At 72.0% G+C, this 13,290-nt stretch carries 11 protein-coding genes; 8 read left to right on the top strand and 3 right to left on the bottom strand.

Annotated features, from left to right (window positions below):
• The first annotated feature begins 55 nt into the window (after positions 1-55).
• The 8 genes from FM051_RS01680 (at position 56) to FM051_RS01715 (ending at position 8,172) form a co-directional block, all read left to right on the top strand.
• Complete coding sequence (locus FM051_RS01680) at positions 56-1,429, top strand: aminotransferase-like domain-containing protein (RefSeq protein ID WP_238412051.1); 1,374 nt, start codon at positions 56-58, stop codon at positions 1,427-1,429.
• Between the two features lie 86 nt (positions 1,430-1,515).
• Positions 1,516-2,925 carry a class I adenylate-forming enzyme family protein gene (locus tag FM051_RS01685; protein ID WP_158839848.1) on the top strand — a complete coding sequence of 470 codons (1,410 nt, stop codon included), beginning with the start codon at positions 1,516-1,518 and terminating at the stop codon, positions 2,923-2,925.
• A gap of 51 nt (positions 2,926-2,976) precedes the next feature.
• A complete protein-coding gene (locus FM051_RS01690) occupies positions 2,977-3,231 on the top strand; it encodes a hypothetical protein (RefSeq protein WP_158839850.1) in 255 nt (84 codons plus the stop codon).
• Positions 3,212-4,315 carry a 4-hydroxyphenylpyruvate dioxygenase gene (hppD, locus tag FM051_RS01695; RefSeq protein WP_158839852.1) on the top strand — a complete coding sequence of 368 codons (1,104 nt, stop codon included), beginning with the start codon at positions 3,212-3,214 and terminating at the stop codon, positions 4,313-4,315. The genes FM051_RS01690 and hppD overlap by 20 nt, the downstream gene beginning before the upstream one ends.
• Positions 4,316-4,331: 16 nt before the next feature.
• Positions 4,332-5,231, top strand: a complete 900-nt coding sequence (locus FM051_RS01700; protein WP_238412053.1) for a phytanoyl-CoA dioxygenase family protein — start codon at positions 4,332-4,334, stop codon at positions 5,229-5,231.
• A 25-nt stretch (positions 5,232-5,256) separates the two neighbouring features.
• Positions 5,257-6,237, top strand: coding sequence for a thiamine pyrophosphate-dependent dehydrogenase E1 component subunit alpha (locus tag FM051_RS01705; RefSeq protein ID WP_158840070.1), 981 nt, complete (start codon positions 5,257-5,259; stop codon positions 6,235-6,237).
• Positions 6,237-7,205 carry an alpha-ketoacid dehydrogenase subunit beta gene (locus FM051_RS01710; RefSeq protein ID WP_158839856.1) on the top strand — a complete coding sequence of 323 codons (969 nt, stop codon included), beginning with the start codon at positions 6,237-6,239 and terminating at the stop codon, positions 7,203-7,205. The genes FM051_RS01705 and FM051_RS01710 overlap by 1 nt, the downstream gene beginning before the upstream one ends.
• 22 nt (positions 7,206-7,227) lie before the next feature.
• On the top strand, positions 7,228-8,172 hold the full coding sequence (locus FM051_RS01715; RefSeq protein ID WP_158839857.1) for an alpha/beta hydrolase: 945 nt from the start codon (positions 7,228-7,230) through the stop codon (positions 8,170-8,172).
• A gap of 34 nt (positions 8,173-8,206) precedes the next feature.
• Here FM051_RS01715 and FM051_RS01720 read toward each other — a convergent pair whose 3' ends face one another.
• Genes FM051_RS01720 through FM051_RS01730 form a run of 3 tightly spaced genes read right to left on the bottom strand, consistent with a single transcriptional unit; the run spans position 8,207 to position 13,129 of the window.
• A complete protein-coding gene (locus FM051_RS01720) occupies positions 8,207-9,325 on the bottom strand; it encodes an alpha-hydroxy acid oxidase (protein WP_158839859.1) in 1,119 nt (372 codons plus the stop codon).
• A 22-nt stretch (positions 9,326-9,347) separates the two neighbouring features.
• The gene (locus tag FM051_RS01725) at positions 9,348-11,135 is read right to left on the bottom strand and encodes an ABC transporter ATP-binding protein (protein WP_158839861.1); all 1,788 of its coding nucleotides are present in this window, start codon (positions 11,133-11,135) and stop codon (positions 9,348-9,350) included.
• Positions 11,132-13,129: an ABC transporter ATP-binding protein gene (locus FM051_RS01730; RefSeq protein WP_158839863.1), complete on the bottom strand. Its 1,998-nt coding sequence runs from the start codon at positions 13,127-13,129 to the stop codon at positions 11,132-11,134. The genes FM051_RS01725 and FM051_RS01730 overlap by 4 nt, the downstream gene beginning before the upstream one ends.
• Positions 13,130-13,290 lie beyond the last annotated feature (161 nt).

A 13,290-nucleotide genomic window follows, 5' to 3' on the forward strand; every position in this document is an offset into this window, starting at 1 on the left:
GCACGACGTCGAGCACTTCGTCGCTGTGGTCGGAAGCCCTGTGAGAACCCCGCCGGTGAACGTCGAACACATTGCCGACCTGGCCACGAGCACGCTGTTCGGCGCGCTGGAAGATCCGGCCCTGAACTCGATGAATTTCCTCAACGAGGTGGCCGGCCACTATCCGGACGCGATACAGCTCGCAGCCGGGAGGCCCAGTGAGGAGTTCTTCGACCTGGACGACGTGCACCGATATCTGCGAGTGTTCTGCCGGTATCTCGCCGAGGAACTCGGGCACACCGAGGAAGAGGTGCGGCGCACCGTATTGCAATACGGTCGGACCAAGGGAATTATTCACGGACTGATCGCGGAGAACCTCCGATTGGACGAGGGGACCGCGGTCGACCCGGAGTCGGTCGTGGTCACCGCCGGCTGCCAGGAGGCGATGTTCCTCGTCCTGCGCGCGCTGCGCGCCGACGAGCGCGACGTGCTGCTCGCGGTGTCGCCGACGTACGTCGGGCTGACCGGCGCGGCGCGACTGGTGGACCTGCCGGTGCGGCCGGTGCGGACCGGCGAGCGCGGGATCGACCTCGACGACCTGGTCACCGTCATCCGGCGGGAGCGCGCCGCCGGCCGCCGACCGCGTGCCTGCTACCTGATGCCGGACTTCGCCAACCCGTCGGGCCTGAGCATGGACGTGGCGACCAGGCGCCGGCTGCTGGAGGTCGCCGAGGCCGAGGACGTCCTGTTGATCGAGGACAACCCGTACGGGCTGTTCCACGGCGACTCGGACCGGCTGCCCACCCTCAAGGCCCTGGACGAGCGGCGTCGGGTGGTGTACCTGGGCTCGTTCGCCAAGTCCGTGCTGCCCGGCGCACGCGTCGGCTACGTGGTGGCCGACCAGCGGGTGGCCGCGGCCGACGGCGTCGTCGGCCTGTTCGCCGACCAGCTGTCGAAGATCAAGAGCATGGTGACGGTGAACACCTCCCCGGTCGCGCAGGCCGTGGTCGGCGGCAAGCTGCTCGAACACGGTTGCCGCCTCACCGGGGCGAACGCGCGCGAACGCGAGCTCTACGCCGCGAACCTGCGGCGCGTGGTGGACGGGCTGGCCGAGCGCTTCCCCCGTGCCGCGGACGGTGCCGCGGACGTCACCTGGACCGTGCCCGCCGGCGGGTTCTTCGTCGTGGTCACCGTCCCGTTCGTGGTGGACGACCGGCTCCTGGAACGCTCGGCCCGCGACTACGGCGTGTTGTGGGCGCCAATGGGGCATTTCTACGACGGGGTCACCGCCGTCCCGGCGCTCCGGCTTTCCTGCAGCGCCGTTCCCGCCGACCGGATCGACGCCGGTCTCGATCGGTTGGCCGCATTGATCAATGATCTGATCGGCCGACCGGCGGGCGCGATGATCGGTCGCGACCGATTGGCCGATAGTGCTGCCGGTGAGCCTTGACGTACCATTCTGTCCACTCGGTACGTCGATGATCGCCCACTCTTGCGCATATTTCCCGACAAACGCGCGACCAGGCGGGAGTCCTGATGACAAAAGGCCTGGCGTCGACCGGGTTCGAACTGGTGGCGAGTCCGGAATGGGTCGACGAGATCCTGCTCCGCGGCGCGGACGGTGATATCTGCCTGTATTCGGGTGGACCGATCGACCGAAGTGCGCTGCGCCGGATGGTCGCGGAACGGCAATCGCGTCTGGCGGCGGCGGGACTGCGGGCAGGCGGCTCGCTCGCGCTGCGGCTGCCGCCATCGCCGGCGTACGTGGCGAACCTGCTCGCCGGGTGGCGCATCGGCGCCCAGGTGATCCTCCTCGACCACCGCCTCACCCCGTTCGAGGTCGACACCGCGTTCCAGCGGCTCGCCCCGCAGGTGGTGGTCGCACCGGGACGGATCACGAGCAGCCCGCTGCGGGCGTTCGCCGACGTGGAGGAAACCGTCACGCCCCACCCGGGCCGCCCCGCGGCGACACCGCACGCCGTGATCCAGTTCAGCTCCGGTTCCACCGGCCCCTCCAAGGTGATCGGCCGGACGGCCGCCGACCTGGTCGCCGAGATCGACCGGTACACCCGGATCGACGGCGTGCCGCTGCCGGGCGAGCGGGTCGTCGTGCTGGCCTCGATGGTGCACGTCCTGGGGCTGGTCGGCGGCCTGCTGTACGGCCTGCACGCCGGCGTGCAGATCAGGCCGCCCGAGCGGCTCACCGGGGACAGCGTCCTCGAAGCGGTGGCGGCCGAACCCGCCCCGGCGACGGTGCTGGGCGTGCCGTTCCACATCGGTCTGCTCGCGTCCGTCGTGGACCCTCCCGCGCTGCCGCAGCTCAAGCGGATGACCACCGGGGGCGAACCGGTGCCTGCCGCGACCGCCGCCGCCTTCACCGGGAAGTACGGCGTGCCGCTGGGCAACATGTGGGGCATGACCGAGGTCGGCGTGATCGCCACCGACCTGTTCGGCGAGCACCGGCCCGCCCTCACCCCGGCACCGGGGCTCGTGGTGGTCGAGCGCGGCGGCGAGCTGCTGCTGAGCCGGCCGGAGTCGCCGTACGTCGGCTCGTCCGACCCGGACAGGTGGGCGGACGGCTGGCTGCGCACCAGGGACGCAGGCACGGTCGACCCGGTCACCGGACTGGTCACCGTCAAGGGGCGCCTCGACTCCCAGGTGTCGGTCGGCGGCCTGAAGGTCGACCTGACCGAGGTCGAGGCGACGGTGGCCGAACTGCCGGGAGTGGTGGCGGCCGTCGTGCTGCACGACGACGTGATCACGGCGTACGTGCAACTCACCTCGCCGGCCACGGCGACGACCGTCGAGGCCGGGCTGGCCGAGCGGCTCGCCGCCTACAAGAGACCGCGCCGGATGCGCGTGCTCGACGCGATGCCGCGCACGACGACGGGAAAGCTGGTCCGCGACCGCTCGGTGCTCCGCCAGGCCGCGCGTGGAGGAAGGTGATCCGATGAGGACACAGGTCGTCGCCTCCGCTGCAGGAGACGAGGCGCCGGTATGAGCCAGGGCGCGACACCCGATCGGGACGACATCCTGGCCATGCTCGGCAGCCTCGACGGCCGGCCGGCGGAGGACGTTCCCGAGCTGATCGAATCGATGGAGCTGGCCTGGCTCGTGCACCAGGTGGAACAGCGCTACGGCGTGCGCATGGAACTCGACAGCGACCAGTACGGCCGCATGACCACCGTCTCGGGAGCCGCTGACGTGCTCCGGGAAGTGATCGGGATGCCTGATGAACATTTCCGGTATTGACCACATCGAGTTGTACGTCGGCGATGCCCGCCAGACGGCGTTCTACCTCTGCACCGCGTTCGGGTTCAAGGTCTGCGGGCAGGGCGGTCCCCAGACCGGGCTCGACGGCCAGTTCTCGTTGCTGCTGCGGCAGGGTGAGATCCAGGTCGTCCTGACCTCCGGTCTGGTCGCCGACCACCCCGCGACCGAGTACGTGCGCCGGCACGGCGACGGCGTGGCCGTCATCGGGATCGGGGTGGACGACGCCGCGGCCGCCTACCGCCGCCTCACCGAACGCGGCGCGGAGCCGGTGTCGCCGCCCAGGGAGTACGTGCCCGGGGAATCCGCGGCCAAGGAATCCGGGGCGGACGACCAGAGGGTCGTCGTCGCCGAGGTCTCCGGTTTCTCCGACGTGACGCACCGGCTGGTCGAGCGGCACGGTCCGCGGCGGGAGTTCCTGCCCGGCGCGATCGAGGTGACCGAGCCCGATCCGCACAGCGACGGCAAGGTGCTGCGCACGATCGACCACATCGCGATCTGCGTGCCGGCCGGCGGCCTCGCGCCGACCGCCCGGTACTACGTGGACGTGTTCGGGTTCGAGCAGATCTTCGAGGAGTACGTCGAGGTCGGCGGGCAGGGCATGGACTCCAAAGTGGTGCAGAGCCCGTCCGGGCACGTCACCTTCACGCTGATCGAACCGGATCCGGAACGCCAGCCGGGGCAGATCGACAACTTCCTGTCCTGGCACGCCGGCGCGGGCGTCCAGCACGTCGCGTTCGGCACCGACGACATCGTCAAGGCGGTCGGCGCGCTGAGCGACCACGGGGTGCGGTTCCTCGGCACCCCGGCCGCCTACTACGACACGCTCGAAGAGCGCGTCGGTCACCTGGACGCGCCGCTGGACGACCTGCGCCGGCTCGGCGTGCTGGTCGACCGGGACCACTGGGGGCAGTTGCTCCAGATCTTCACCGAGTCGATGCACGTGCGCCGGACGCTCTTCCTGGAGATCATCGAGCGGCGGGGCGCGCTCACCTTCGGCAGCGGGAACATCAAGGCGCTGTACGAGGCGAAGCAGGGCGAACTGTCCGGCACGACGGCCACCTGAAGGAGAAGTGACCACGGTGAACGCGTTCACACTGACCGAGCAGGAGCGTGCCCTGCTCCCGTCGGACGATGACGTCCGGTTCTTCGCCGAGCACGGCTGGTACCTGTCGAAGAAGCTCTTCTCCGACAGCGAGGTCGACGACCTGGCCGAGGCGGTCGAGCGGTACTACGCGGGGGAGCGGAGCCGCCGATTACCGGTGCGACCGCCCCGGCTGGCCTACTGGTCGCCGGACGACGGCGACGTGCAGCGGCACAACGACTACGTGCACTACGAGAGCGACGCGATCGCCAAGGCGCTGATCAAGCCGGTGATCGGCGCGGTGGCCGCGCGCCTGGCGCAGGCGGAGGAGATCCGGGTGTTCCAGTCGACCCTGATCTACAAACCGCCGATCGCCGAGGAGCCGTCGAACGTCGTGCCCTGGCACTTCGACAAGCACTACTGGTCGTCGTCCTCGTCGGACCGGATGCTCACCGCGTTCATCCCGTTCCACGACTGCGACGAGGAACTGGGCACGATCACGATGGTCGACGGCAGCCACCGCTGGGAGGAGGTCGGCTCGGACGACAGCACGACGAAGCACTTCGCCGAGCGGGAGGCCGGCCACCTGGAGAACCTGCTGAAGGCCAACGCGGCGCACAACGGCACCGAGGTCACGAAGATCCCGATGATCATCCCGAAGGGGCACATGAGCTTCCACCACTGCCGGACCTACCACGGCAGCGGCCCGAACCGCTCAACCCGGCCGCGCCGGGCCATCTCGCTGCACCTGCAGGACGGCGACAACGCCTACCGCGAGTTCGCCCTGTCCGACGGGAACCTCGCCTTCTACAACCACGACTCGCTCGTCCGCCGCACACCGGACGGCAGGCCGGACTACGGCGACCCGGAGTTCTGCCCGACCGTGTGGCGCTCCTGACCACCGGGGCGAGGAGGACGGGGTGATGGTGCGAGCGCCGGACACCGATGTCGGCCTGTACCGGACGGTGCGGCTGATCCGCCGGTTCGAGGAGCGGGCGGTCGAGCTCGTCCGCTCCGGCGACATCGTCGGCGGGATCCACCCGTACACCGGCCAGGAGGCCGTCGCCGCCGGGGTGTGTGCGGCGCTGCGCGACGACGACATGATCACCAGCACCCACCGCGGGCACGGGCACGTCCTCGCCAAGGGCGCCGATCCCGCCCGGACGCTGGCCGAACTGACCGGCCGCGCCACCGGGCTGAACCGGGGCCGGGGCGGTTCGATGCACGCCGCGGACTTCCGGTTGGGGATCCTCGGCGCGAACGCGATCGTCGGTGCGAACGGGGCGATCACCGCCGGCGCGGCCTGGGTCGCCCGGCAGGAGGGCGGTGACCAGGTCGCGGTGAGCTTCTTCGGTGATGGCGCGGTCAACCAGGGCGTGCTGTTGGAAGCCATGAACCTCGCCGCCCTGTGGCGGTTGCCGGTGCTGTTCGTCTGCGAGAACAACGGGTACGCGACGACCCTGACCGTGGCCGACGCGGTCGCCGGCACGATCACCGGCCGGGGCGCGGCGTTCGGCATACCGGCGGTGACGGTGGACGGGATGGACCCGCGGACGGTGCTCGGGGCGGCGCGCGAGGCGGTGGACCGGGCACGGGCGGGCGGCGGGCCGTCGCTGATCGAGTGCCTGACCTACCGGTTCGACGCGCACCACACCTGGGAGCACCGGGCCGGGGTCCGCTACCGCGACGACGATGAAGTCCGAAGTGGACGCGAGAGGGACCCGGTGGTGATCCAGGGCACGCGGTTGACCGACGGCGAGCGGGAGCGGGTCGACGCCGAGATCGAGTCCACAATGGACAGCGCGGTCGCTTTCGCACTGGACAGCCCGCACCCCGATCCGGCCGGTGCGCTGGACTACCTGTACGCCACCGGGATGCGCGCGCGTCCGGGCGGTGGTTGGTGATGCCGTGGCTGTCCTACCAGAAAGCGCTCAACCGGGCGCTCGCCGACGAACTGGCCCGTGATCCCGCGGTGTTCGTGCTCGGCGAGGACGTCCGCGTCGCGGTCTCCAACGTGACCGCCGGCCTGTTCAAGCGGTTCGGGCCGGACCGGGTGCTGGACGCACCGCTGTCGGAGCAGGCGTTCACCAGCTTCGCCACCGGCGCCGCGCTGACCGGGCGGCGGCCGGTGGTCGAGTTCCAGATCCCGTCGCTGCTGTACCTCGTGTTCGAGCAGATCGCCAACCAGGCGCACAAGTTCTCGCTGATGACCGGCGGCCAGGCCCGCGTTCCGGTGACCTACCTGGTGCCCGGCTCGGGGTCGAGGACCGGCTGGGCCGGGCAGCACTCGGACCACCCGTACGCCCTGTTCGCCCACGCCGGGGTGAAGACGGTGGTGCCGGCCACGCCCGAGGACGCCTACGGCCTGCTGACCACCGCCATCCGGGACGACGACCCGGTGGTGGTGTTCGCCCCGGCGGCAGCGCTCGGAGTCCGGGTCGACATCGACTACGACGAGCTGGGCCCGGTGCCGCTCGGCGTCGGCCGGGTGCACCGGGAGGGCGGTGACGTCACCGTCGTCGCGATCGGACACCTGGTGCACGACGCGCTCGCGGTCGCCGAGGAGCTGTCCGGTGACGTCTCGGTCGAGGTGTTCGACCCGCGCACCGCGTACCCCTTCGACTGGGACGGACTGGCGGCCTCGGTGGCCAGGACCGGCCGCCTGGTCGTGTTCGACGACTCCAACCGCATGTGCGGGATCGCGGCCGAGGTCATCGCCACCGCGGCCGAGCGGCTCGACCTGCTCGCCCCGCCGGCCAGGGTGACCAGACCGGACGGCGCGGTCGTGCCGTTCGCCCTCGGGCTCGACCACGCCGTGCAACCCGATCGTGGCCGGCTGACGACCGCGATCCAGAAGGTGCTGAAGTACTGACGATCGCGCGACGGAGGCCGGCATGTCACTCGACCCGCAGTTGCAGGCGATGCGCGATCGCGCGATCGCCGCCGGCACCCCGCCGCTGTACACCCTCTCGATCGAGGAGGCGCGGGCCGCCGACCTCGCGGCGATCCGAGCCGCGGCGGGCACCGGTGAGCGGGTGCGCCACGTCACCGACCGCCACGTCCCCGGACCGGGCGGCGACCTGCCGATCCGGATCTACCGCCCGGTGGACACGGCCGAGCCCATGCCCACCGTGGTCTACTTCTTCGGCGGCGGCTGGGCGCTCGGCAGCATCGACACCTCCGACGCGATCTGCCGGGCCCTGGCCAACGCCGTGCCGTGCCAGGTGATCACCATCGGCTACCGCCTGGCCCCCGAGCACAAGTTCCCGGCCGCCGTCGACGACTGCCTCTCGGCCGTCACCTGGATCGCCGCCAACGCGGCCGAACTCGGCGCCGACCCGGACCGCCTCGCGGTCGCCGGCGACAGCGCCGGCGGCAACCTCGCGGCCACCGTCACCCTCCAAGCCCGCGACCGCGGCGAGCCCGTGCTCGCCGCCCAGGTGCTGATCTACCCCAACACCGACTACCGCGGCGACACCGGATCCATGCGCGCGAACGACGACCCCGCCCTGTTCAACCGCCGATCCGTCGCCTGGTACTGGAGCCACTACCTGGCGAGCCCCGACGACGGCCTCAACCCCCTGGTCTCCCCGCTCCTCGCCGAGGACCTGACCGGCCTCCCCCCGGCATTGGTGATCACCGCCGAGCACGACCCGCTGCGCGACGAAGCGGAGCACTACGCCGAACGCCTGCGCGAGGCCGGTGTGCCGGTGGTCGCGACCCGCTACCCCGGGATGGCGCACGGTTTCTTCGCCATGTCCGACATCGTGGACGCGGCCCGCGAAGCCCGGGACGAGGTCGCCGCCCACCTGCGCGCCCACCTCGTCCCGGACCGCTGAGCCGGATGCGGACCGTCCACCCGACTCACCCGACTCACCCGGGCCGGTGCCGCTCCGCCGGCCAGACCGACGACCCGAGGCGGCGCGCGGACGCCACGTCGGGGCAGCCCGCCAACCGCATTGCCGTCTCCAACTCGTCCCGCAGCAGGTCCAGCACCGCCGTCACGCCCCGCTCACCGCCCGCCGCGAGTCCCCACAGCACGGGCCTGCCGATCAGCACGGCCGTCGCGCCGAGCGCGAGCGCGCGCAGGATGTCGACACCGCTGCGGACACCGCTGTCCAGCAGCACCGGGCACCGCCCGCCCACCGCGGCGACCACGTCCGGCAGCGCGGTGACGCTGGGGATCGCGCCGTCGAGTTGCCGGCCACCGTGGTTGGACACCACCACGCCGTCCACACCGAGATCCACGGCCCGCACCGCGTCCTCCGCGTCGAGGATGCCCTTGACCACCAGCGGGAGTCGCGTGCGCGCCCGGATCCACGCCAGGTCGCGCCAGCTCAACGACGGGTCGAACACCGCCCTGGTGTGCCGGGCGATCGCCGAGTCACCCGGCAGCGCGTCGCCGACGTCGCCGTCGATGTTCACCGGCCGCACCCCCGGCGGCAGGGCGAACCCGTTGTGCTCGTCGCGCAACCGCCGGCCGAGCACGGGCACGTCCACGGTGAGCACGACCGCGCCGCACCCCGCGTCCTCGGCGCGGCGGAGCAGGTCGGCGACGACTTCGCGGTCACGCAGCCAGTAGAGCTGGAACCAGGTCGTGCCGCCCACGCCGGCCACGACGTCGATCGGTTCGGAGCTGAGGGTGCTCACGATGTAGGGAACCCCGGCCGCCGCCGCGGCGGTCGCGGCGGCGCGCTCACCCCCGGCGTGGATCAGTCGCTGATAGGCCATCGGCGCGACGGCGAGCGGCAGCGCCGACTCGACGCCGAACAGGTCGCAGCCGGTGTCGCAAGTGGACACGTCCACCAACGCGCGCGGCACGACGGCCACCCGGTCGAAGGCGGCGCGGTTCGCGGCGAGGGTGACCTCGTCACCGCTGCCGCCCGCGACGTAGTCCCACACGTCCGGCGGCAACCGCTCGGCGGCCAACCGCTCCACGTCGGCCGTCGACCACACGCCCGGCAACGCCCGTGAGCCGGCATCGCGTTCCATGCGCCCCCTCAGTCCACCCCGGTCACGCGTAGGCCGCCGCCTGCATGTCGTACAGCTCGGCGTACAGGCCGTCCGCGGCCATGAGTTCTTCGTGCGAGCCCTGTTCTTCGACGCGGCCGTCGGCCACCACGAGGATGAGATCGGCCATGCGCACCGTGGAGAACCGGTGGGAGACGAGCACGGTGATGGCGCCGGTGCGTCGACCGACGCGCCGTGCCCCTGCCGCGTACTGCTCGAACAGCCGGTGTTCGGCTTGCGCGTCGAGTGCCGCGGTGGGTTCGTCGAGGACGAGCAGCAGGGGGTCCTGGCGCATCATGGCCCGGCCGAGCGCGAGTTTCTGCCATTGTCCGCCGGACAGTTCCGCGCCGTCGGCGTAAGACTTGCCGAGTTGCGTGTCCAGGCCGTTTTCGAGGCGGTCCAGGACGTCTTCGGCACGGGCGCGGTGCAGTGCGCCGCGCACGGCGTCGGGCGATTCGACGTCGGCCAGCTCGCCGACCCCGACGTTCTCGCGGGCGAGCAGTTCGAAGCGGACGAAGTCCTGGAACCCGGCCGCGATGCGGGTCCGCCACTGGTCGACGGGGAAGCGCGTGAGGTCCGTGCCGTCGAGCGCGATCACGCCGGTGGTGGCCGGGTAGAACCGGCACAGCAGCTTGACCAGGGTCGTCTTCCCCGCCCCGTTCTCGCCGACGATCGCGACCGTGGTGCCCGCGGGCAGGGTGAGGTCGACGTCGGCGAGCACGGTCCGGTCGGTGCCCGGGTAGGTGAACGAGACGCCGCGCAGCTCGATGCCGTCCCGGACGCGCTCGGGCACGTCCCGGTCGGGCGGTGGCGGGGCCTGGCTCGCCAGGAGCGCGCGGACCCAGCGCATGTTCGCCATCACCCGCCCGGTGCGCTGCATCTCCTGCAACGCGGTTACGGCCGAGGTCACCTGCTGGTTCACCTGGGCCGCCAGGGTCAGCACGAGCAGGACGTCGCCGACGCTGCGCCTGCCCGCCACCGCGTCGCGCACCACGAGCAGCGTGCCCAGCACGTAGGCCGCGGCGAAGATCAACTGTCCGGTGGTGCGCAACAGCACGGCTCGGCGCTCGCCGTGCCACAGCTCCTCCGACGCGTTGTCCCAGGCGCGTCGCTGGCGGGCCCGCATGTCCGACCCGAGGCCGTTGACGCGCAGCTCCTTGGCCGAGGCAGGGCTCGCCACCAGCCCGAAGAGGTGCTTGGCGTGCCGCGACGGCGGCGCGGCCAGTTCGCGTGCGGCGTTCACGATCGTCTCGGCCCGCCGCCCGAGCAGCAGTGGCGGCACGGCCGCCAGCGGCAGCAGCAACAGCAACGGGTTGAGCCGGGCCAGCAGGACCGCGGTGATGGAGATCGCCACCAGCAGGCCCAGGCTGTTCAACAAGCCCTCCATCGAGCCCCACGCCGCCCGGTGCAGTTCCTGGCGCAGCACTTGCAGCTTGTCGGCGTACTCGGGTCGCTCGTGGTGCTCCAGCCCGGCCGAGCCGTTGGTCATCTCGATGAGCTCGCGCTCCAGGCGCGGCACGGCGCGGTCGCCCAGCTCGAAGTAGAAGATGTGGGCGAAGTGCCCGGCGGTCAGCGCGGCGATCACCGCGACCACGACGAGCACCGCCGCCACGGTCGCACCCCGGACGTCACCCGCCAGCGCCGAGTCGGCCAGCGCCGCCATGGCCGGTGCGGCCAACGGCATCGCCGCCGCCTGGGCGATCATGAGCACGACGGACAGCACGAGCCGGTACCGGCTCTCCCGCCAGGCGATGACGAACAGCTCCCAGCCACCGCGGACGACCTCGATCACCGGTTGCCCTCCCGCGCCTCGTCCGCCATGCCGCCGTCCGCCACGCCCGCGTTCGCCACGCCGTCGTCCTCGGCGTCCAGGCCGTGTGCGAACCGCTCCGCCTGCAACGCGAACAGCCGTGCGTAGTGGCCGCCCGCCGCGATCAGCCCGTCGTGCGAACCGCGCTCCACCACGCGCCCGCCGTCGAGCACCACGATGTGGTCGGCGCGCCGGACGCTGGAGAACCGGTGCGAGATGAGCAGTGAGGTGACCCCGCGCGTCAGCTCGACGAACCGGTCGAAGAACGCCGCCTCGGCGCGGACGTCCAGCGCCGCGGTCGGCTCGTCCAGCACCAGGACCTTGGCGCCCGCCTCCAGGGCGTAGAGCGCGCGGGCGATGGCGATCCGCTGCCACTGGCCGCCGGACAGGTCGGTCCCGCCGGGGTAGGCCCGGGAGAGCGGCGTGTCCAGCCCGTCGGGCAGGGCGAGCAGCGCCTCGGCGATCCCGGCGCGCTCGGCGGCGCGCAGCACCACCGCCCGGTCGACCGGGACGTGCGCCGCGCCGAGCGCGATGTTCTCCGCCGCGGTCAGCTCGTAGCGCACGAAGTCCTGGAAGATCACCCCGACCTGCCGGCGCCACTGCTCCGGGTCGAACTCCGCGATGTCCACGCCATCGGCGCGCACGCTGCCCGAGGTCGGCTCGTACAGCCGCCCGAGCAGCTTCACCAGGGTGGTCTTGCCCGCACCGTTGACACCCACCACGGCGGTGCAGCGCCCGGCGGGCAGCTCCAGCTCGATGCCGTCGAGCACGGTGCGGCCGGCACCCGGGTAGCGGAAGCCGACGCGGTCGAAGGTCAGCGCCACGGCCGGCGTGCCCGCGGGCACCGCGGCCCGACCGGGTGGCCGCTGTCCCGCCTCCACCTCGTCGAGCCGCTCCCGCAACCGCTGGAGGGCGCTCAACGACAGCATCGCGTACTGCGTGCTGGTGTCCGCCTCGGGGTAGTAGCCGCCCAGCGAGATCGCCAACGCCACCGCCTGCACCCCCAGGGCCAACGCGGTCAGGCCCACCTGGCCGGTCGCGGCGAGCTGGGCGGTGTGCACCATCGCGCCGCCCGCCAACAGCAGACCCACCGACGTCAGCACCAGGTACGGGACCAGGTAGACGCGCCGGCGTGCCCGCTCGAAGGGCCTCACCACGGCCTCCCAGGCGGCCACGTAGCGGTCCGCCAGCCACCCGCTCAGGCCGAAGAGCCGGATCTCCTTCGCCGCGACGTCGGTCATCGTGACCTGGTGCAGGTACGTGACCTCGCGCTGCTTGCCCACGACCTCCCGCCACACCCGCGAGTACTTCCGCAGGCCACCGCGCTGGCCGTAGCGGAACAACAGCACCGCCGCACCCACCGCCGGTCCCGCCGGCCAGGCGACCGCCACGCCGATGACCACGACCAGGGCCAGCAGGCGGGTGTAGCGGGCGACCAGCCCCAACAAGCCGACGCACGCCTGGCCGGGCGTGCCCCACTCGCGGTCGAAGGCGCGCACGGTCTCGCTCAGCTCGTCCAGGATGCGCTGGTCCTCCAACGGCCCGATCCCCACCGGGCGCAGCATCAACGCCATCGCCTCGTCCCGCAGCGCACCGTCCACCCGGCGTCGCAACCGCTGACCCAGGGCGTTACCCACCGGCGTGAGGAGCTGGGTGAGCAGGAACGCGGCGGCGGCGAGCAGGAAGATCCCGGTGAGCCGGTCCCACGCCGCGCTGTCGACGCCGCCGTCGACCGCGGCGGGCACCTCGCCCACCAGGACGCTCGTCGCGACCACGAACGCCACCGGCAACAGGCCGAGGGCGACGTTGAGGACGGTCAGGAAGACGACCAGGCCATCACCCCCGGACGTCAACAGCCGCACGATCCGCAACCGCGGGCGCACCGCCTCGTCCACCCAGTGCGACCACGTGACGCGCAACCCCGGCGGCGCAGTGGCCGCCGCGGGCTCAACCGCGGAGGGTGTTCCGGTCGTCATGGCGCCCTTCGAGTCGTCCGGTGCCGGAGGTCGGTGGTGGTCGGGCACGAGTGCCCCGCGGGCGGCCGTGCGATCGCCGGAACCGGCCGTGCAGTGCGCGGTGAAACCCCGATACCAGCTCTTACCGGCGGTACCGGCGGTATCGTCGCTTTCCGCGGTTT

This window comes from Saccharothrix deserti, from assembly GCF_009769385.1.
In the GTDB taxonomy this organism is placed as follows: Bacteria; Actinomycetota; Actinomycetes; order Mycobacteriales; family Pseudonocardiaceae; genus Actinosynnema; species Actinosynnema deserti.

Coding starts and splice junctions, on each gene's coding strand:
- FM051_RS01710 (WP_158839856.1), top strand. CDS start 6,237: ATGCCGTGGCTGTCCTACCAGAAAGCGCTCAACCGGGCGCTCGCCGAC.
- FM051_RS01715 (WP_158839857.1), top strand. CDS start 7,228: ATGTCACTCGACCCGCAGTTGCAGGCGATGCGCGATCGCGCGATCGCC.
- FM051_RS01690 (WP_158839850.1), top strand. CDS start 2,977: ATGAGCCAGGGCGCGACACCCGATCGGGACGACATCCTGGCCATGCTC.
- FM051_RS01705 (WP_158840070.1), top strand. CDS start 5,257: ATGGTGCGAGCGCCGGACACCGATGTCGGCCTGTACCGGACGGTGCGG.
- FM051_RS01685 (WP_158839848.1), top strand. CDS start 1,516: ATGACAAAAGGCCTGGCGTCGACCGGGTTCGAACTGGTGGCGAGTCCG.
- FM051_RS01720 (WP_158839859.1), bottom strand. CDS start 9,325: ATGGAACGCGATGCCGGCTCACGGGCGTTGCCGGGCGTGTGGTCGACG.
- FM051_RS01730 (WP_158839863.1), bottom strand. CDS start 13,129: ATGACGACCGGAACACCCTCCGCGGTTGAGCCCGCGGCGGCCACTGCG.
- hppD (WP_158839852.1), top strand. CDS start 3,212: ATGAACATTTCCGGTATTGACCACATCGAGTTGTACGTCGGCGATGCC.